This is a genomic window from Pseudodesulfovibrio aespoeensis Aspo-2 (assembly GCF_000176915.2).
Taxonomy (GTDB): Bacteria; Desulfobacterota; Desulfovibrionia; order Desulfovibrionales; family Desulfovibrionaceae; genus Pseudodesulfovibrio; species Pseudodesulfovibrio aespoeensis.
In genome coordinates this window covers 1-19,628 of record NC_014844.1, presented here as the reverse complement: position 1 = coordinate 19,628, position 19,628 = coordinate 1, and the positions used below count along the sequence as shown (strand labels likewise).

Sequence of the window (19,628 nt, the reverse complement as noted above, 5' to 3'; positions counted from 1 at the left end):
CCCGCCTCCCTGCCCCAAGATCGCTCTGACGCCATAGATTTTTTCCACAGCGCAACACTTCGGAATTATAACCATACTGCCACTGTGCCAAGCAGGGTTGCCGCCGTCGCCATGCCCTGACCGTCACGCTCCGCCGCCCGGTTGTATCTCCCGCATTCCCACGCTGCCGCGCGTCAGACAGGAATCATTACTTTAATTATTCCAGGCAAATTTTCATTTTCTAGATTTTTTATAGATATTTTCTAGAGCCAGTAATTCCCTCAGTTTCAGTCAAAGAGGTTGGCCCACGGTGCCTGAGGGGATGATCCAAAGGTATGGCGGCTGTCACGCCGCCCTTGCGGTGCAGGCTTCCATCACCCGCCCGCTAGCCCGGATCAGGCTCGGTGCGGCCTTCTTTGAGGGCGCGTTTTTGCTCCTTGCGCTCCTTGTGGCGCATGAGCAGATCCCACTCGATGGGCATGACGAACAGGGTCAGGGTGGTGGCCACGCACAGGCCGGTGACAAAGGTGGTGGCCATGGTCCCCCAGACCAGCGAGTAGTAGGGGATGCCGAGCGCCATAGGCAGCAGCCCCAGGGTGGTGGTCAGGGTGGTCAGCAGGATGGGCCGCAGCCGGATGCGCACGCCCTCGCGGATGGCCTCGGCCCTGGTATAGCCTGCCGCATAGAGCCGGTTGATGAAGTCGAGCAGCACCAGCGAGTCGTTGACCACCACGCCGGTCACGCCCACGGTGGCGATGAAGCTGTTGACCGTGAACAGGGAGCGCGTCAGAAAGGTGCCAAAGACCACGCCGGTCAGGGCAAAGCACACAGCCGAGAGGATGACCACGGGCTGGGTGTAGGATTGGAACTGGCAGGCCAGGATGGTGTAGATGAGCATGATGGCGATGAAAAACGCATACATGAGCGAGGTGAACGACCGGCCCGTTGACTCGAACTCGCCGGCGAAATCGAGCTTTGCCCCCGGATAATCGGCCTGGATCGTCGAGTAGAAGCCGCGCACGTCGTGGACCACGCTCTGGGCGTTGACAGGCCCGCCGGGCCGGATGTTGGCGGTCAGGGTCACGGACCGCTGGCCCTGGAAGCGGCTCAGCTCGCCCGGCTCGCGGTAGGTTCTGACCTCCACCAGATCGCCCACGCGCACCGGGCCATGGGCGTCCTCGATCGCCGGGATGTCCAGGGCGTCCTCAGGCTCCTTCATAAACCGGCTGTCGATCTTGAGACGCAGGTCGATGTCCTCGTCGTCGGTGCGGTACTCGCCCACGAACCGGCCATCAAGCACTCCGCCGGCCAGGGCCGCCACCTGAGTCGGGTTCAGCCCATGCTCCGAGACCCGGCTCGGAATCGGACTGAAACGGAAGACCCGGTTGTCCGAGCCGGTGTCCGCGCTGAAATCGATGAGATATGGCGCGATCTCCTCATTGCCCTTGATCCAGGCCATCACCGCTGTCTTCAGGGCCGCCACCGCCGCCGGGTCCGAGCCGAGCACACGGATATTCAAGTCCTTGCCCGAGGGCGGTCCGCCCTTTTCAGGCCAGATGCGCAGGCTCCACCCCCCTTGGGCAAAGGGGACGAGTTTTTCGCGCACCGCGTCGAGCAGGAGCAGCGGATCATTGTCCGGGTTGTCCATGAACGCCTGATCGGCCTTGTCAGGCAGCTCCACGATGACAATGGCCCGGTTGGAGCCAAAGATGTTCTCATAATCTTCGTTGATGTCCATCCCGCCCAGGGCGGAGCACGACTTGGTGGTGCCCGGCCCGAAATCCGCGATGGCCCGCGAGACCTCCTTGGCCTTTTCCGAGGCGACGCGCACGTCCGTGCCTACCGGCCCTTCCATGGAAACATAGTAGAGGGTGTACTCGTCCGGGAAGAACTTGATGCGCAACAGCGGCACCGCCCCTGTCACCGAGACCACCAGCATGATCACGGCCACCACGAACGCGCCAAAGACCACGCCCATGGTCTTCCACTTGTGACGCATGGAGAGCGCAAGCAGGACGTCCGCCCCCTGCCTGATGGCCACCAGAAACCGAGGGTCAGTGGCCCGGCGGGAATGGGTGCGGGCGTCGGCCTCCAGCCTTTTGGCCCCCGGCCAGTCCAGAAAATGGAGCGGCAGGATGAACAGGCACTCGATGAGCGAGGCGATGAGGGCAAAGGTCACGGCCTTGGGCACCAGGGCGAAGAACTCGCCGATGGACCCGGTCATGATCAGCATGGGCAGGAAGGCGGCCACGGTGGTCGAAGTGGCGGCCAGCACGGGCAGGAACACCTCGCTGGTGCCTTCCACCACGGCCTGCGCCAATCGCTTGCCCTCCTGCACATGACGGTAGATGTTCTCCACCACCACGATGGCGTCGTCCACGATGATGCCGCTGACCAAGACAAAGGAGAACAGGGTGATCTCGTTGATGGAGTTGCCCGTCAACTGCATGATGACCATGGTCACCATGAACGAGAACGGCACGCCTACCGTAGTCAGCATGGCGTTGCGAAAACCCATGACCACCCAGATGCACACGCAGACCAGAACAATGCCCACCAGCAGGTTGGAGCCCAGGGTGTTGATGTTTTCGTTGATGTTGACGCGCTGATCCTGGCTCAGGACCGACTCCACCCCCTCCCTGGCGAGCAGGCCGTGAAAATCGGCCACCACACCCTCCACTGCCGCGCCAATGTCCAGGGCGTTGCCTTCCGGGGTCTTGATGATCTTGATGGACACGGAATCCCGGCCATTGACCGAGGAGATGACGAACGGGTCGCGATAGTCCATGGCCGCGCGGCTCATGACATCGCCCACCGTCACGAACGAGCCATCCAGGTCGCGCCGGATGATGGTGGCGGCAACCGCGTCCCGCGAGCGGAACTTCTCGTCCACCACGATGACATACTCGCCGGAATCACTGACAAAATCACCGGCAGGCACCGAGACATTGGCCGCTTCGAGCGCCTTGGCCGCCTCGTCAAAGGTCACGCCAAGGCGCATCATCTTGCCCGGATCGAGCGAGACATGGAACTCGCGGGTGTACTCCCCCTCTATCTTGACTTCCTTGACCCCGGGAATGCGCTGCAAGGGGATCTTCATCTCCTCGGCCATCAAGGTCAGAGCCCGGTTGGACCGCTCGCCCACGAGATTGACGGAGATGACCGGCAGCCATTCGTTGACGCTGATAACCGTGAAGGTCGGCGGGTCCATGTTTGACGGCAGGTCATTCTGTATGGATAACACCTTGAAGCGCAATTCGTCATACAGCTTGTCGTAATCCGTATCATCCAGGAACTTCACCAGAATGGAGGCGCGCTGGCGAAAGGAGCGCGAGCGGATGAACTCCACGTTCTCCAGGTCTTCCAGGGCGTCCTCGATCTTGCGGGTGACGAGCATCTCCATTTCGTCGGGGCTGGCACCGGGCAGAAAGGCGCTGACAATGACCTTGCCCATGCGCACGTCCGGATACCGCTCCACCGGCAGGCTGAACATGCAGAACACGCCGGCCACGGTCAGGACCACGAAAAGAAGGTTCACAAAGACCTTCTGCCTGAGGGTCATGCGCACCAGCCCCTCAATGGGCGTACTTCTGCCAGCCGTCGTCATCGCTCTCTCCAACCTCTAGATCGGGCCAAAAACCGTTGTAACCGCCTACGGACGCAACAGGAAGCTGTCACCCGGCCGCACGTCCGGGCTGCTCACGCGGCGCATGCCGTCGTCGGCCCCGCCCAGCAGGACCACGCGGACGCGATCATTGTCCGGGGTCACGAGAAAGTGCTCTTCATACGCCTTGACCAGGGCCGTGGCCGGGACCAGCACAGCCTTGCCCGGGTCCGGCAGATCGAGCGTCAACTCGGTTCGCAGCCCGCCCCGGAACTCGAAATCCCCTTCCCCTATCTCCAGGTCCACATTGATCTTGCGCGTCTGGGCGTCAAAACCGGGCGATACCCTGGCCACGGTGGCAGGAACCGTAAGATTCAGATCGGTCAGCCGCAGCTCCACCCTGTCGCCCTGCGATTCCAGGGCGCGGTATTCCTCGCTGGACAGGGCAAACGGCACCAGGAGCACATCATAGCGGCCCAGCTCGGCCACCTTGGCCCCGTTGGTCAGCCACTCGCCCGGCTCGATGAACCGGGTCACCACCTTCCATCCGGGCGGGCCGACAAGCGAAAACCGCTTCATCCGCTCCACGAGCACCCGCTCCTCGATCTGCTCGGCGCGCAACTGCTGCAGGGCGGACTGATGCGCCCGGATGTTATTGTCCAGAGTGGACTGGGGCGCGTTGTTGCTGCGCACCAGCTGCTCGTAGCGCTCCATCTCCTTCTTGCTGTACATCAGTTCGCTTCCGAGCCGCTGCTGATCGGCCCGGTTGGCCTCCAGATCAAGCTCGATGAAGGTGGTGTCCAACTGGGCGAACACCCCTTGCTCGCCCAAGGTGTCGCCCACGTCAGCCAGCACCTTGTGAACCCGGCCCGACTCCTCGGACACCAGGGTCATCAGCGTGCGCGCCCTGGTGAATGCGGTCAGCATCGACCGCCGCTCCGCCGACTGGACCACGAACGTCTCGCGGCTCTTCGCCAAGTCCTGCCCGGCACTCCCGGCATCAGGGGTCTTTGCAGGCGCAGCCGGTTTCGCCTCGGCAGGCTTGGGCTCGCTCCCAGCCTGGTCGCCGCAGCCACCGAAGAGCAGTACACCGCCAAGGGCCAGCAGGGCCAAACCGGTCATCATCAGTCGTTTCATCCACTCACCCCTCTTGCCCTTGTCCAGACAGCCCGCAGCCGCCCTGGCCAGGGCGCAGTATGAAATCCATAGCTCGGCCCAAAAGCGCCTCCATGTCCGGCGCATCAACAAGCAGGCCCACCCGGCCCGAATTGATCAGGTGCGCCAACCCGTGCACGCCCGCCCACACGGAAAACACCACGCTGTCCGTGTCTGCATCGCCGAAATGCCCCAGCCCCACAGCCTCGTCCACCGTCGCGCGGAACAAGGCATAAGCCTCCATGGACGTGGCTGCAAGATCCCCCTCCAGGTCCACCTCGGAACAGTCCGTGCAAAACATGAGCTGAAAATACTCCGGCTCGGCCAGGGCAAAACACACATACTCGACGCCCCCGGCCCGCAAACGCTCAAGCGGGTCCGGACACGTTTGCGCGCGCAACCGCTGGCTCACCACGAAACGCCGAAACCCCTCATCCCGCAAGGTCGAGAGGATTTCGCGCTTGCTCTTGAAATATCGGTAGATTGCCGCCGGACTGTACTCGATGGCCCCGGCAATGCGACGCATGGAGACGTTGTCGAAACCCTCGCGCACAAACAACTGCCTGGCCGAATCCAAGATCAGCCGCCGCATCCGGTCCCTGTCACACTCACGCCTAGTTCGCCTGCTCATCCGGCACCCTCTAGCAAACACCGTTCACCTTGTAAACACCGTTCACCACTCACGGGGCGGGGGCAGGGGGGGTGGAGTGAGGAGTGAGAGATTCCGGGGGGAGAACTTGTTCCAAAAGTTCTCCCCCCGGACCCCCCTTTCAAAACTTGTTGGGGCTACGCCGCCTGGAAGGACAAAGGGGAAGCAAGGGCTTGATGGCACCGTAGGGGCCTGCCGTCCGCCGGGGGCGAGCCGCTTTTTGCTAAAAGGATACGAGGGCTGCTTTCCCGCTTATCCACGCCCTCTCCGCCGCTCTCCGTCGCTCTCCGTCGCTCTCCGTCGCTCTGTTCCCTCAGCCTCGCCTTGGGGCGGAGCGCCAAACAGTTTTGGAGAGTCCAGAGAACCTTTTCCAAAAGGTTCTCTGGCCGCCGGAGGCATACCCTCTTTACCGGAGCGGCGTGAGCAGCGCGTTGACCAGTGGAAAGGTGAATTCGCAGGCTCCATTTGCGTCGATTTTTTCGCTGCGCAGGAGAAGGAGCACCCCGGTCAGATAGAATGAGACAAAGGCTCGCGCGGCCAGGGCCTCATCTGCCGTGGCGTTGATTTTGCCTGCGCGTTTGGCACCCTGGAGCAGAGCCACCACCTGTATGGAGAACCGCCAGAACTGGTCTTCGAAAGGATCGCGCCAGCCACCGTGCTCGCTGATGGCTCCGAGCAACACATGCCGGGAGCTTTGTTTGTGCCGTGCAATGAACTCGTATCGGCAGCGGAGCAGGTATTCAAGTTGTTCCTGCAGGCCGGTGGCCGGAAGCTTGGCAAAGGAATCCTGGGCCATGCCGACCAGGACTCGCTCGTACACCGCCCGGATCAGGTCGTCGCGCGTCGGAAAGAATTCTTGCGCTTTTTCGCGGCTCACGCCTGTTTCATCGATCAGGCTGTCCAGTTCCAGCCCGGCCAGCTCGGATACCTGGAACCGGGCGCTTGCTGCGGCAAGCAATGCTTCTCTTTGTTCTGCCATGATCTCTCCCTTTTCTTGTGCCCTGGTACCGAGTGTTGGGTATGGCGCATGGGGCGTCCATTATTTTATGAAAACTCCTGAATCAAGACCGCGATGGCCCCAGCGCCTTGGGAAAAACAGCCTGCTATCTAAAAAACACATAGCCGTGAATGTTCTCGTGGTTATTGTTTGTTTACAAGCGATTGTGCGATCAACTCTTCAACACGTCGAGTATCTCGATATTGGCGGCTTGCCAGGCCGGATACGCCCCGGCCAGGACACCCAGGAAGCAGGACCCGAGCAGTGTCAGGCCGAGGTTGGCGGGGTCGATGATCAGGGGCAGGTCGGCCAGGGCGCTGCCCACGGTCACGAGACCGAGGGTGGAGGCCACGCCCAGGGCTCCCCCCACTGCGGCCATGAGTCCGGATTCGAAGAGAAACTGGCGAACGATATCGCGCCGTCTGCCGCCCACGGCCCGTCGGATGCCTATCTCGACCCGGCGCGAGCGGACCACCAGAATCATGATGGAGAGGATGCCCATGCCTCCCACGGCAAAGGATATGGACGAGGTAATGGCGCCCAGGGTGGTCATCAGGTCAAGGGCCTGTCGTTGCAGTTGGATGGTGTCCTTGGGCGACATGGTGCTGAAGTCGTCGTCCTGGCCGGGGTCGATGGCGTGGCGCGCGCGCATGATGGCCGTGGCGGATGCGCCCACGGCGTCGAGCCCGGCCTCCTTGGAGAGCCGCAGATACACCCCGTTGACCCACGGCTGGTTGCTGACGCGGCGCATGTAGGTGGTCAGGGGCATGAGCAGGTACTCGTCCTGGTCCTCGCCCGAGAGATCGCGCCCCTTGGCCTCCATGACCCCCACCACGCGGAAGCTGGCCCGAAAGAGGTAGACGGACCGGCCCACAGCGTCTTCGGGCTTGCCGAAGAGACGGCTGGCCAGAGACTGGCCAAGCACGCACACCTTGGCGTGGTTGCTGACCTCGGCCTCGTCGAAAAACCGCCCGTGATCCGGGTAGTAGCTCCTGATGGACTGATAATTGGGCAGGGAGGCCATGAGCTTGGCGGCCAAGGCACGGCCCTCGGCCCGCACCTGCATGGTGGTGGAGACAAAGGGCGTGCCTTCCAGGACCGATGGCACCCCGTCGATGACGGCCTGGGCATCGCCCAGGGTGAAGTTGCGCACGTTGGAGGTAGTGGAGACTGCGCCGGAGCGGCGGAACCGGATGGACCCGGCCATGACGGCATAAAGGTTGGGTCCGAGCTTCTCGGTCTCCATCTCGGCTTGGCGGACCATGATTTCCGAGACGTGCTGCACGCCGGTGAAGGCCAGCGCCCCGAGGAACACGCCGACCATGGCCAGAATGGCGCGCCACTTGTGGGCGGCCAACGACGAGATGGCAATGCGCAGGTTCAGGGCGGGTGTCATGGGCAGCCCTGCTTCGGCGTGTTGGCGCAGGCCCTGGCCCGGCACGTTGCGGCCCTTAGTACTGCGTTTTGTTCCATGCCGTGTTCCCGTTGAAGATGCAGTGCCACAACCGCTCAAAGGCGTGGCCGGTGTTGCGTGCGTCGTCCGGGTCGGCCTCGAAGAGCCTGAGCCCGTGCTCGTAGAAGGCGCGGGGCCGGGTCCGGATGCGCTCGGCAGTGACGGCAAAGCATCCTGCCGCACCCCGGACGATGAACTGGTCGGGCGGCTGCGCGTCGAACAGCTCGTCGAACACTTCGGCCACGGGGATGTCACGGCCCCATCCGGCCCAGCGGCCCTGGTTCGCGACATCGCGCAGATCATGCGGACGGCCCAGGCCGTCGCACTTGATCCGGAACCAGGCGAATCCCTTGAAAGGGGTCTTTTTGACCACAACATCTTCAATCATGGACCGCAACATGGAAACCGTGCCTCGGCCCTGCTCGCTGATGTGATCAAACGGATCGCCCTGGAGAAAGACACTGACCGGCGCGAGTGCCTCGTAATGGTGCACGATGTGGGTCAGCCAGGTATGCCCTTCGCGTCCGATGTTCGGCAGCGCCACTGCGTTGGCTGCCGGTTGGCCGCCCTTGTCGTACACCACGTAACCATAGCCAAGCTCGTCGGCCCAGGCGATGTCCTCACCGTAGCGGGCTATGATCACGTGGACGCGATTATCCATGGTGGTGGTGTCCGCAGTGGGAATGCCCGTGCCCAGCACCGTGATCGACCGCAACCCCTTTGAGCACGAACGCCCGGACATAGGTGGGCTGCGCGTCGCAGGACCGCCCGCCTGATCCGTAGCCCACGGCCAGGGAGGTGCCAAGGGGCATGCTTCCGCAAGTCTCGGCAATGGTCCGCAACACGGCCAGCCCAGTGGGGGTGGCCCGCTCCATGCCGCAGTCCGAGCCAAAGGAGGTCAACCCCCTGGCTAGTTCGGCGCAAGCCGGTGCAGGAACTGGCATTTTGCCATGTGCGCACTGGACAAAACCACTGCCCAAATCCACGGCTGAAGCCGTGGTCCGGCCCACGTCAAGGGCGTCCAGCAGGAGCATGGTTCCCGCAATGTCCACAATGGTATCCACAGCCCCGACCTCGTGGAAGTGGACCTGGTCGAGGGTGGTGCCGTGGACCTTGGCCTCGGCTTGGCCGAGCAGGGTCAGGGCGTGTATGGACCGCTTGGCGGCCCGGCCCGATATTCCGCTCGACTCGATGATGCGCACGAGGTCGGCGTGGTGGCGCATGGGCTGGTCCGAGGTCTGGATCACGTCCACATGGCGGGTGGCGATGCCGCCCACCGACTTGTCGGACCAGGCCAGCTCGAACCCGGCGATGCCCAGACGCGCCAGTTCCTGTTCCAGAAAGGCGGGACCGCTGCCGGGACCGTGCAGTTCCTCGTGAGCATGGGCCAGCGCGGCAAGGAGCATGTCGCCGCTGACACCGCTTGAGCAATCGAGATACAGGGTGTGCATGCAGGGCTTCTGGTCGGGTTTCAACTCATACTCCTGTCGGTTCTCGGGCTGGCGTTCGCTTTGCCCCGTTGGATTATAGCGCTGTTTTCTTGCACCCTGCCGACCCGGACACCCCTTTGAAACCGGCAACGCGCATGTTGATCTTGTGGGCCAGGAACCCGGCCCCGAAGCCGTTGTCGATATTGACCACGGCCACGCCCGGCGAGCAGGAGTTCATCATGGCCAGCAAGGCGGCCAGCCCCTGGAAGCTCGCGCCGTAGCCCACGCTGGTCGGCACGGCAATGACCGGCGGAACCACCACGCCGCCCAGGACCGAGGGCAACGCGCCCTCCATCCCGGCCACCGCGATGATGGCCGAGGCGTCGGCCATCTCGCCGACCACTGAAAACAGCCGGTGGATGCCGGCCACGCCGCAGTCGTAGTGGCGCACCACGCGGGTGCCGAGATATTCCGCTGTCCCGGCGGCCTCCTCGGCCACGGGAAGGTCCGAGGTGCCAGCCGAAACCACCACCACCTTGCCCTGCCCAGGACTGTTCCCCCTACCGGCACAGAGCAGACGGGACACGGGATCAAACCGCGCCTCCATGGACGCGGGCAGCGCGTCTGCATGCTCCTGCGTGGCGCGGGTGCCAAGCACGCGGCCTGCGTGGCCCACTGCTGCCGCAAAGATGTTGGCCACCTGGGCCGGGGTCTTGCCCGCGCAATAGATCACCTCCGGGCCGCCGGTGCGCAACTCGCGGTGCAGGTCGAGCTTGGCGCACCCGGTGTCCATGAATGAGTTGCCCAGCAACAGATGCTTGGCCTGTTCCCTGGTCATGTCGCCAGCGGCGAAGGCGTCGAGCACAGCATCGGGATTCACTCGGTCCACTCCTTGAACTGGCATGATCCCAGGCCGATCCCCTTGATCATATCGGCCAGAGAATCACGCTCTTGTGCAATTATTCCGGCATATTGCGCCGGGTATTCAACGGTTGCCACCATATCATCATGGCGCGCCCTGAGGGTCTTCACACCGCGCTCGCGCAAAAAATCTTCCATGGCCCGGACCTTGTCCAACCGCGCCTGGGTCAGGGCGAGTCCCTGCGGCAACCGGGTGGCGAGGCAGCTCTCGGACGGCGTATCCCAGTTGGGCAGGCCGAGACCACGGGCCAGCTCGCGCACGCGCACCTTGGGGATGGCCAACTCCTTAAGGGGGTGGAACACCCCATACTCCTGGGCCGCGCGCAGGCCGGGCCGGGCCGGATCGTCGTCCGCATTGGTCCCGTCCACCAGCAGGCACTCCTGACCGAACTCGCGCCGCATCAGGTCGAAAATCGCCCTTTTGCAGTGGTAGCACCGGTCCGCGTTGTTGCGCCGGACCGCCTCGTTCTCCAGCAATCGCGCCGTCAGGGTGCCGTGCGCAAGGCCAATGTGGCGGGCCACTGCCGAGGCTCTTTCCACGTCGCGCCCGGCGCTCAGCTCGCTGCACACGGTCACGGCCACGACCCGCCCGCCGCTGGCCGGGCCAGTCCCGGCTGCGTGCGCCGCAGCGGCCACCAGCCCGCTGTCCACCCCGCCCGACAGGGCGACCACCAGGAGGCCAGCCGGGGTGAGGCGTGAGCCCATGATCGAGACAAGCGCGTCAAAGTCCATGGCCGAGCCTACCCCACCGCCTGCCGGGCTTCAACCAAATCCGTGTCCGGAATTCGGGCATGGCCATGGCCGGGTCACACACCCCCAAAACCCACCGGTTCCAAGCCGAGCGAGGCAAAGACCTCGCCCCAGCCAGGAGCGGAGAGCGCGGCAAACTGGTCCCGCCAGATCCCGGCAGTCACAATGGGATCATAGGCCGGGTCTATGGGCGGATCGCCAGCCATGATCACGCCCGGACGGCAGCACAGCTCCACGACCGCGTCCGGTCCCAGGATGTCTGCCGCGCGTCGGACGCGAGCGGCAAACAGGTCTGGCGTGAAATCGCCCCGGCCCGCGTCCAGACCCCAGGCCAGGGCGGGCCAGGAAACGCCGCTGGTTTTCCGGTCGAACAGGCCGCAGACGTTCAGAAATTTCATCCGTGACGCGCTCAGGTCAAGGCGCGAGACCTCGGAGCACTCGTCGGGCGTGCGCAGCCAGCGGATCTTGTAGCGCGCGGCCAGATCGCCCGCCATCCGGGTCAGGGTCGGCCAGGCGTGCACATTGCCCTGGCTCGACAGATGCGTCGGGCGCACGCCGAGATCAAGACCGCGCTCGATCTGGGCGCGCCACTCGGCCTCCACCTGCTCATGCTTCACCCGCCCCTCGGCATAGCGGGCGAACAACCGCATGGCCGAGCCGAGGAACACGCCGCGCTCATCCACCAGGGTGGAGAGCTCCTGCCAGTGGTGCACGGGCCTGCCGCGCAGGATGTCCAGATGTATGCCGATGTCCACCCCGACCAGCCCGGCCAGCCCGGCAGCGGCAGCAGCATCCGGCCCGCCCGGCACGATGGACGCGGAGGTCACCACGCCAGCTTCGGCCAGGGCAGCCACGGCCCGCCCCACTGCCGGGTGCACCCCGCAATCGTCCACGTTGATGACAATTTTCATGAGCGCATCCTAGTCACAGGACACCCACCCCGTAAAGCTTCATCCGCCGGTTGACAACGAACAGAGGACTATATAGCTTACTATGTGATGCGTCTTTTAACACGGAGCCACGCCATGCATTATGAACCCGATTCCCTCTTCTTCACCCAGCTTTCGCAGTTTCAGCGGTTGTATTCGCGCAGCCTGGCCGCCCGGCTGGCCCCGCTGGACGTGCACCCCGGCTATCTTGGCGTGCTGCACTACCTGTGGCAGGGCGATGGAGTCACCCAGAAAACCCTCTTTGAGCTCATGCCGGTTGAGCAGGCCACGCTCTCCAACACCCTGAAGCGCATGGAACGCGACAGGCTCATCGAGCGCTCGCCCGATCCCGGAGACAAGCGGCACCACATCATCTCCCTTACCCAAAAGGGCGCATCGGCCAAGGCCCCGGTAATCCAGGCCATCGGCGACCTCCGGGCCGCGGTCAACGCCGGACTGACCGTGACCGACCGCCGCTACTTCAGACGCATCATGCGCCAGATGACCGAAGCGCTGGAAGCGGATCAGGCCGACCCCCTCTTCCTGCTCCTCGACGAGGTGGACGGGTAGTTTTCCCGGGTTGCCATCGGTCCGGCTTCCGGCTAAAGACCTTGCCACGCAGGAGACGACATGAGCAAATACATAGACGTGGTCATTGGCAACGAGACGGTCCGCAAGCATCGGCGGGACGTGGACAAGGATGCTGTCATCTGCTCCCACATCCCCGACCGCCCCTGCCGGATATTTGAATCCAGCGCGGGCGCGGCCCTGCTGGCCCGCCAGCTGCGCGATCAGGGCCACGACTTGACCATCTCCAACTACTACTTCCACGACTTTCCCGACATCACCGAATTCCAGGCCGACCTGAACAAGCCCATCGAGCTTCCGGACAACGCCTTTGATGTCGTCATCTGCCGCGAGGTCATAGAGCACGTGGAGTGCGTGCCGCACACCCTGCGCGAGTTCAACCGCGTTCTCAAGCCGGGCGGGCGGCTGATCATGACCTTTCCCAACCGGCTCCAGATCCGCTCACGCATCCTGCACCTTCTGACCGGTTTTTACCGGGGCATGAAGTCGCCCATCAACCTCGATGTTCCCTTTGGTGACGCCCACATCAACCTCATCGGCTACCCGGAGATGGACTACTTCCTCCGCAAGACCGGGTATGAGATCACTGCGGTCGAGTCCTCCTATTTCCAGGCCAGCGACACCGTGTTCCTGCTTCTGCACCCTTTCATCGCCCTGGCAACGCGCTATTATCTGCTGCACTACAAGAAGACCGCGCAGGAACACGAGAAGACCCAGCCCGACAACATCGCCTACAACACTTTCATAGCGCGCAAACTTCTGAGCCGGGCCTTGTTCCTGGGCAAGGATGTCATCATCACCGCCACCAAGACCGGGACCCCTTGCGCCCGATAGGATTCGCACTTCGATCCCCAAGCTTCCGCAACACTTTCCAACACTCTTTTTTACTTGGCTGTAACGCGCTTTGTCCATCCTGATCCGGTTTTCCCACAAGCATCAGGCGGTGGCCGCAACCCTGTTTTTCCTTTTTTCCCCTTTTGAGCAGCACAGTGCTGCACTCTGGTTTTTTTGCTGCAACAATCAAGTATAATTTAGTTTTTGGCAAACACGGCTGTGTGCTACTCATGATTTTTCCGAGAAATCCTCTAGACGGTATTTCTTCGGATCGTGCATGAAAATTCGCATTCCTTGCCAAATACCCATTATTTTTTTCTGAAGATTCTGCTATAGGATTCCGTAACGCACAACAATGCCCTGTAATGCCACCTTTTCGTTGTTTTTGTAGATAAACTCTAGACTTTGTGCGACAACGTTGTACTTTGTTGACAATCCTTGACTCCCTATGTCAAAGGATGATCATAGAGAGTAAGCTTGTGACACTATGGACAACAAAGACACCACGAGGCCCCCGGCACTGCTCACGGTTCGCGAAGTGGCGGACGTGTTGCGGGTGCATCAGCGCACTGCCTACAGGCTGATCATGGGCGGGAGCATCAAGGCCATCAAGATAGGCAGCCAGTGGCGGGTCACCGAACCCGCGCTGATGGAGTTCATCGAAGAAGGGTGGAAGGTGTCTGCCACCGGACAGGATGGCACGGGAAAGGCGGCCCCGGACAGGAAAGACGCCGATGCCGGACCTGAACAGTTAAAGCTTCCTTTGGATTAAGGAGAGAGCGCATGTCGAAGAAATTTGCTGGCGGGCATGACACCGATCCGGTCCTTACCGTGAATCTTCCCAATGATTTCGGCGAAGACGCTGCGGTCACGGGGCGACTTATCGGCGAAGAGATGTATTTTGACGACACCACTGGCATGCTGACCATGGAGAAGCTCTACCGCGACGAGCAGGGCATCCTGGCCTACGGCATCATCTCCGCCATCGGCCACGCGCGCGAGCGCAGGGCCTACCGCATCGATGAGCGGGCCGAGAGCTGCGTGGTCTCCAACGGCAGCCTGAGCCTTGAGTTTTCCTACGACGAACTTTTCGAGTTGCTGGCCGTGGCCATCGAGTCCGAAAAGGAAAGCGTCAGCCGTCAGGTCAGCGAGCAGGTCCGCCGCCGTCTCGCAGCCAACGAATAGATTCCGGTTTCTCCTGTTCCCTATCCGACATGCGAGGGGGGCCTTTTCGGCCCCCCTTTTCATTGCGCGATGAAGTAGTTCTGCTGGCCAGTGGCCTCCATGACCGACGACCAATAGTCGGAGTCGGTGTTCAGGTAACGCCGCTTGGAGGTGACGAGCTCAAGGGGCAGGTGCGCCATGCTCGTCTTGATTTGGGTGACCACCATGCCTGTCTTGCCCGCCATGGCCGCGTGGACCGCATGCTGGCCCAGGAAGCCGCAATAGACCCGGTCGCCCGCATTGGCAGGCACGGAGCGGATAATGTAGCTCGGATCAATGAACTTCATGTTCATCTCCAGGTTGCGCGCAGCAAAATGCGCCTTCATCCGATCCGCCAGCAGCCCGCAGATGTCGCCCAGCCTGACATTGCCCGAGGCGTCGGTGCGGCGGCTCTCCTCCAGGAGGTCGCGGCCCGCGCCCTCGGCGCAGACAATGAGCGCGTGCCCCCGATGCAGCAGCCGCCGCTCAATGGCCATGAGCAGGCCGCGCTCGCCATCGAACGCAAAAGGCTCTTCCGGGACCAGAAGAAAGTTGACCTCCTGCATGGCCAGGGTGGCCTGGGCCGCGATGAACCCGGCCTCACGGCCCATGAGCTTGACCAGCCCGATGCCCATATCCATGCCTGTGGCCTCGACATGGGCGCACTGGATGGCCTCGGTGGCCTTTTCAACAGCGGTGTCAAAGCCAAAGGTGCGGGTGATGAAGTTGATGTCGTTGTCGATGGTCTTGGGGATGCCTATGACCGCGATCTTGCGCCTGCGCCGCTCCACTTCGTCCACGATGGCGCTGGCCGCGCGCATGGTGCCGTCGCCGCCAATGACAAAGAGGACATTGACGTTCATCCGCTCCAGGGAATCCACGATCTCTCCAGGGTCCTGCGGCCCGCGCGACGAGCCCAGGATCGTGCCGCCGAACTGGTGGATGCTGGACACGTTCTGGGGTGTCAGTTCCTTGAGATCATAGCCGTATTTGGGGATGAATCCGCGCAGGCCGTTGCGGATGCCGAGCACGGTGCGGATGCCGTAGTGGTAGTGGCTCTCCATGACGATGGCGCGGATCACGTCGTTGATGCCTGGGCACAGGCCGCCGCAGGTGACGATGGCGCACTTGGTCTTGGGCGGGTCAAAGTAGAGTTTTTCGCGCGGCCCGGCCTTTTCAAAGTCAAGCAGCATGGTCTCGTTGTCGAGCTCGCACAACTCCTCGGAGGTCATGACCAGCTTGAGCGGCCTGGTTTCATCCACATACCGCGGATGACGCAGGGGGGTGCCGATCTTGGCCGGGCCAAGAGTGCGGATGGTGGTGTCTGGGACAGCGTGTCGCGATTTGGCCATGTGCATACCTTCCTTGTCTTTCCTGTCAGGCGGGTTCAGGCTGAACCGGGCCGAACTCCGGCCCAGGCAGCGGCCCAGAGTTGCTGAACGTTGCGCTTACTTGCGAGTGATACAGCAATATCCTGATTGTACTGAATCTTTTCTTGTGGTCTACCAGCGGCTCGCCTCGGGTTCCGGCAGCTCGTCAATGGCCTCCAGCATGTCAGCCGGGGTGGCAGTGGCTGCACCCACCTGCCCCACCACGATGCCTGCGGCGTAGTTGGCCAGGGTGCAGGCGGTCAGCAGGTCGATACCTGCGGACAGGGCCAGGGCCACGGTGGCGATCACGGTGTCGCCCGCACCGGTCACGTCAAAGACCTTGCGGGCAACGGTGGGGATATGCGTGACCGTGTCCGCGCCTTCGAACAGGGCCATGCCGTCCCCGCCCATGGTGATGAGCAGATTGCGGCAGCCCAGGCGGTCGAACAGGGCGCGTCCGGCCCGAAGCACGGTATCCTGTCCCTTGACCGGCAGGCCTGCGCCCTCCCCTGCCTCCTTGGTGTTGGGGGTGAGCAGGTCCACGCCCTGGTAGAGGTCGTAGTTGACGGTCTTGGGATCGACCAGCACCACGGGCCGCCTGGCGCACCCGGCCACCATGGGCATGAACCGGCACATAAACTCCTCGCAGATGAACCCCTTGCCGTAGTCCGAAAGAATGATCACCGGATACTCTTCCAGAATGGGTTGCAGATAGTTGAAGAGTTCTTCGAGTTCCGCATCCTGAAGGGGCACTGCCAGCTCCTGGTCAACGCGCACCACCTGCTGTGTTCCCGCAATGATTCTGGTCTTTTTAGTGGTCGGGCGGGCCGGATCCCGGATGAGCTTTGTGCGCAGTTGCGCCTTGTTGCAGAGGCGGTCCACCCGCGCCCCGTCCTCGTCCGTGCCGACCGTGGAGACGAGCAGCGCTTCACCGCCCAGGGCCGTGATGTTGCGGGCCACATTCCCCGCCCCGCCCAGCAGCGAAGTCTCGCGCTCGACGCGGACCACGGGCACCGGGGCCTCGGGCGAGATGCGCTCAACCCCGCCGATCATGTAATGGTCAAGCATCAGATCGCCTATGATCATGACCTTCCTGCCCGCCAGAGCGCGCACGGCCTCTCGAATCAACTTGCGTTTCATACTGTTCTTTTCCCAATGGTTCATGGTGGTTCAACTGGTTCTTCGCCAGCGCTTCACCCGCTCATCGCGCCAAACGCGCGGCGCGTGGCTCAGGGGCGGATCGCCGCGGGGTGATCATCGCAATCCCGGCTGCCAAAGCCTTGTCTTGGAGCGGACACGGCCCCGGCCACAGGGGGAACTACGGCAGATCAACGCCGACCTTTTCCACAAATGACCGCAAGCCATCTTCACTGTTGTAACTAATTGTTACCCTGCCCTTTTCCATTGATCCAGCGATGCGGACCTTAATATCCGGCAACTCATTCAGGGCAGCCTGGACAGATTCCAGCTCCGGAGTCAGGGGCTCGGCCTCGGCAGGGGCAGATCGGCCCGGCTTGGAGGGCATATCCATCTCACTTGCACCGGGCAGCCGCCCCTTGCCCTTCCAGAAGACAGCCTGCGCCTCGGCCTGACGCACGGTCAGGCCGTTGCCCACCACGCGCTGGTGCAACTCGGCCTGGGCAGCCGCGTCGCTCACGCTCATGATGGCCCGGCCATGCCCGGCGGTCATGGCCCCCTGCTGTATGTCCCTCTGGGCCGCGTCCGGCAGGTTGAGCAGCCTCATGGCGTTGGCTACAGCTGAGCGGCTCTTGCCCACCTGTCTGGCCAGTTCTTCCTGGCTCAGGCCGAATTCCTGCTGGAGCTGGAGGTATCCCTGCGCCTCTTCAATGGCGTTGAGGTCCTCGCGTTGCAGGTTTTCGATCAATGCGATGGCCAGGCTCTCCTGGTCGGTCATCTCGCGCACCAGGGCAGGTATCTCGGCCAAGCCGGCCTGCCTGGTGGCCCGCAGCCGCCGCTCGCCAGCCACCAGCTCGAAACGGCCATTGGCGACCGAGCGGACCAGCACCGGCTGGAGCACCCCGCGCGAACGAATGGACTCGCACAGATCATCCAGCGCGGCCTGGGAAAACTCGCGCCTTGGCTGGTACGGGTTGGGAACGATGTCCCCAACGCCGATCAGCCGGACCTCGGCAGAGGCGGAAGTCTTTTTCTCGTCCTCGCGCACGCCGCCAAGCAGCGCATCCAACCCGCGTCCCAATCCTCTGTTGCCTGAAACCATGGCCCACACTCCTCGTGCTGATCATGCGCCTTGCCCCAGCTGGGTTTAGCGCCTATAAAGCCCCGAACAATCGAAAAACAATCGGAGCACACATGTCTGACCACATCAACGAACTCTTTGACAAGGACGGCAACCTGATCGGCGCGCTGCTCTCGGCCCAGGCGTGGACACAGGTGCGCCACTCCGTGCTCGTCGCCCTTGGCATCCCGGATCAGGCCAAACCCGTCGAGCGGCCCGAGCCCCTGACCGACTGGGAAACCCTCAAGCAATACTGGGATTTCGCCTACCCGGTCGACACGGATGTCCACTGCGAACTGTGCGGCAACACGACCGACGACTGGCAGGCGGACGATCCGCGCAAATTCCGCCTGACTGCGGCCAATCTGGCCGGGCTGGTCTCGTTCCAATGCGCCGGCTGCCGGGCCAAGGTGGTCAAGAAACACTTCAAGGACCGCATCAAGACCGAATGCACTCCCTTCACCGAGGCCAAGGACCGGTCCAAGGAAGGCCACTACTGATCACTCACCGCTTGCTCACGCTGATCACCCGCCAGCGAGCGGGTGATCACCTTGCCAAAAAACACCCGCCTACGCCCGGCTCGTGGAGCTTTTTGCCACTTCCTGGGCCAGCGCCAGATACGCCTCTGCCCCGCGCGACTTGATATCATAGTTGATCACGGGCTTGCCAAAGCTCGGCGCCTCGGACAGCCGCACATTTCTCGGGATGATGGTCTCGAACAGGTGCTGGGGGAACGCCTTGCGCACCTCATTCTTCACCTGCCAGGACAATCTGTTGCGAGAATCGTACATGGTCAGCACCACGCCGAGGATATCCAGGTTGGTATTGAGCCGCTTGCGCACGAGCTCGTATGTCATGAGCAACTGCGCGATGCCCTCCAGCGCGTAATACTCACACTGAAGCGGCACCAGCAGCTCCGTGGCCGCGCACAGGGCGTTGACCGTCAGCAGCCCAAGGGATGGCGGGCAATCGATGAGCAGGTAGTCATATTGATCATCCACCGTTTCCACCAGTTCGCGCAGATAATACTCGCGCCCGAACTTGTCCACCAGCTCGATCTCCGCACCGACCAGATCCTGCGTCCCCGGCAGAATATCCAGGAACGGGATGTCGGTCTGGCAGATGGCCTTGTGTATGTTTTTTGGCTCAAAGAGGACAGAATACACATTCTCCCGCTTGTCGCCCGGATAAAAGCCGAGCCCGCTCGAGGCATTTCCCTGGGGGTCAAAGTCCACGAGCAGCACCCGCTTCTCCATCACGGCCAAAGACGCAGCCAGGTTCACAGCGGTGGTTGTCTTGCCCACGCCACCCTTTTGATTCGCCACAACGATTCTTCTCGCCACAGGATCCTCACTTGCGCACTGCGGTTTTCGCCCGGTCTCCGCAGGTTTCACGTGAAACATGCGGCAAGACCATCCCTGTTTCACGTGAAACAAATGCGATCAGGCCATGAGTGTTCCTAAGATGAATCGGCAGGGAAGGCAAGAAATGAGCGTCAATAGAAGGCGA

Annotated in this window: 19 protein-coding genes; 5 read left to right on the top strand and 14 right to left on the bottom strand. The window is 62.5% G+C overall.

The annotated features are described in order from the left end of the window. Nucleotides 1–364: 364 nt before the first annotated feature. The 10 genes from DAES_RS00100 to DAES_RS00055 form a co-directional block, all read right to left on the bottom strand. Nucleotides 365–3,586 (bottom strand): efflux RND transporter permease subunit, encoded by a 3,222-nt coding sequence (locus tag DAES_RS00100; protein WP_013512985.1) that lies wholly within the window; start codon nucleotides 3,584–3,586, stop codon nucleotides 365–367. Nucleotides 3,587–3,631: 45 nt separating this feature from the next. Beyond that, nucleotides 3,632–4,720, bottom strand: coding sequence for an efflux RND transporter periplasmic adaptor subunit (locus tag DAES_RS00095; protein ID WP_013512984.1), 1,089 nt, complete (start codon nucleotides 4,718–4,720; stop codon nucleotides 3,632–3,634). A gap of 4 nt (nucleotides 4,721–4,724) precedes the next feature. Next, a complete protein-coding gene (locus tag DAES_RS00090; RefSeq protein ID WP_013512983.1) occupies nucleotides 4,725–5,369 on the bottom strand; it encodes a TetR/AcrR family transcriptional regulator in 645 nt (214 codons plus the stop codon). 424 nt (nucleotides 5,370–5,793) lie between these two features. Next, on the bottom strand, nucleotides 5,794–6,366 hold the full coding sequence (locus tag DAES_RS00085) for a TetR/AcrR family transcriptional regulator (protein ID WP_013512982.1): 573 nt from the start codon (nucleotides 6,364–6,366) through the stop codon (nucleotides 5,794–5,796). 190 nt (nucleotides 6,367–6,556) lie between these two features. Next, nucleotides 6,557–7,780: an ABC transporter permease gene (locus tag DAES_RS00080; protein ID WP_013512981.1), complete on the bottom strand. Its 1,224-nt coding sequence runs from the start codon at nucleotides 7,778–7,780 to the stop codon at nucleotides 6,557–6,559. Nucleotides 7,781–7,835: 55 nt separating this feature from the next. Next, nucleotides 7,836–8,498, bottom strand: a complete 663-nt coding sequence (locus tag DAES_RS00075) for a DUF3431 domain-containing protein (protein ID WP_013512980.1) — start codon at nucleotides 8,496–8,498, stop codon at nucleotides 7,836–7,838. Then, complete coding sequence (larC, locus tag DAES_RS00070; RefSeq protein ID WP_013512979.1) at nucleotides 8,491–9,312, bottom strand: nickel pincer cofactor biosynthesis protein LarC; 822 nt, start codon at nucleotides 9,310–9,312, stop codon at nucleotides 8,491–8,493. The genes DAES_RS00075 and larC overlap by 8 nt, the downstream gene beginning before the upstream one ends. A gap of 49 nt (nucleotides 9,313–9,361) precedes the next feature. After that, nucleotides 9,362–10,171 (bottom strand): nickel pincer cofactor biosynthesis protein LarB, encoded by an 810-nt coding sequence (larB, locus tag DAES_RS00065; RefSeq protein WP_049776355.1) that lies wholly within the window; start codon nucleotides 10,169–10,171, stop codon nucleotides 9,362–9,364. Then, nucleotides 10,144–10,920, bottom strand: coding sequence for an asparagine synthase-related protein (locus DAES_RS00060; protein ID WP_013512977.1), 777 nt, complete (start codon nucleotides 10,918–10,920; stop codon nucleotides 10,144–10,146). The genes larB and DAES_RS00060 overlap by 28 nt, the downstream gene beginning before the upstream one ends. 74 nt (nucleotides 10,921–10,994) lie before the next feature. Next, nucleotides 10,995–11,849, bottom strand: a complete 855-nt coding sequence (locus DAES_RS00055) for a ChbG/HpnK family deacetylase (protein WP_013512976.1) — start codon at nucleotides 11,847–11,849, stop codon at nucleotides 10,995–10,997. A 114-nt stretch (nucleotides 11,850–11,963) separates the two neighbouring features. Between DAES_RS00055 and DAES_RS00050 the strand changes: the two genes are divergently transcribed. The 4 genes from DAES_RS00050 (at nucleotide 11,964) to DAES_RS00035 (ending at nucleotide 14,474) form a co-directional block, all read left to right on the top strand. Then, a complete protein-coding gene (locus tag DAES_RS00050) occupies nucleotides 11,964–12,437 on the top strand; it encodes a MarR family winged helix-turn-helix transcriptional regulator (protein ID WP_013512975.1) in 474 nt (157 codons plus the stop codon). Between the two features lie 60 nt (nucleotides 12,438–12,497). Then, entirely contained in the window at nucleotides 12,498–13,289 is a 792-nt protein-coding gene (locus DAES_RS00045) for a class I SAM-dependent methyltransferase (protein WP_013512974.1), read from the top strand. 487 nt (nucleotides 13,290–13,776) lie between these two features. Further along, nucleotides 13,777–14,061 carry a helix-turn-helix domain-containing protein gene (locus tag DAES_RS00040; RefSeq protein ID WP_013512973.1) on the top strand — a complete coding sequence of 95 codons (285 nt, stop codon included), beginning with the start codon at nucleotides 13,777–13,779 and terminating at the stop codon, nucleotides 14,059–14,061. 11 nt (nucleotides 14,062–14,072) lie between these two features. Continuing rightward, nucleotides 14,073–14,474, top strand: coding sequence for a hypothetical protein (locus DAES_RS00035; protein ID WP_013512972.1), 402 nt, complete (start codon nucleotides 14,073–14,075; stop codon nucleotides 14,472–14,474). Nucleotides 14,475–14,533: 59 nt separating this feature from the next. On the opposite strand, the gene DAES_RS00030 is transcribed toward DAES_RS00035, so the two are convergent. The 3 genes from DAES_RS00030 to DAES_RS00020 all read right to left on the bottom strand — a co-directional run bounded on the left by DAES_RS00030 (nucleotide 14,534) and on the right by DAES_RS00020 (nucleotide 18,101). Next, on the bottom strand, nucleotides 14,534–15,844 hold the full coding sequence (locus tag DAES_RS00030) for an ATP-dependent 6-phosphofructokinase (protein ID WP_013512971.1): 1,311 nt from the start codon (nucleotides 15,842–15,844) through the stop codon (nucleotides 14,534–14,536). A 150-nt stretch (nucleotides 15,845–15,994) separates the two neighbouring features. Next, nucleotides 15,995–17,002, bottom strand: coding sequence for a D-glycero-beta-D-manno-heptose-7-phosphate kinase (gene rfaE1, locus DAES_RS00025; RefSeq protein ID WP_013512970.1), 1,008 nt, complete (start codon nucleotides 17,000–17,002; stop codon nucleotides 15,995–15,997). A gap of 178 nt (nucleotides 17,003–17,180) precedes the next feature. After that, a complete protein-coding gene (locus DAES_RS00020; RefSeq protein WP_013512969.1) occupies nucleotides 17,181–18,101 on the bottom strand; it encodes a ParB/RepB/Spo0J family partition protein in 921 nt (306 codons plus the stop codon). 92 nt (nucleotides 18,102–18,193) lie between these two features. Here DAES_RS00020 and DAES_RS00015 point away from each other — a divergent pair, with 92 nt between their 5' ends. Beyond that, a complete protein-coding gene (locus tag DAES_RS00015; protein WP_013512968.1) occupies nucleotides 18,194–18,619 on the top strand; it encodes a hypothetical protein in 426 nt (141 codons plus the stop codon). A 69-nt stretch (nucleotides 18,620–18,688) separates the two neighbouring features. Here DAES_RS00015 and DAES_RS00010 read toward each other — a convergent pair whose 3' ends face one another. Then, nucleotides 18,689–19,462 (bottom strand): ParA family protein, encoded by a 774-nt coding sequence (locus tag DAES_RS00010; RefSeq protein WP_013512967.1) that lies wholly within the window; start codon nucleotides 19,460–19,462, stop codon nucleotides 18,689–18,691. Between the last annotated feature and the right edge of the window lie 166 nt (nucleotides 19,463–19,628).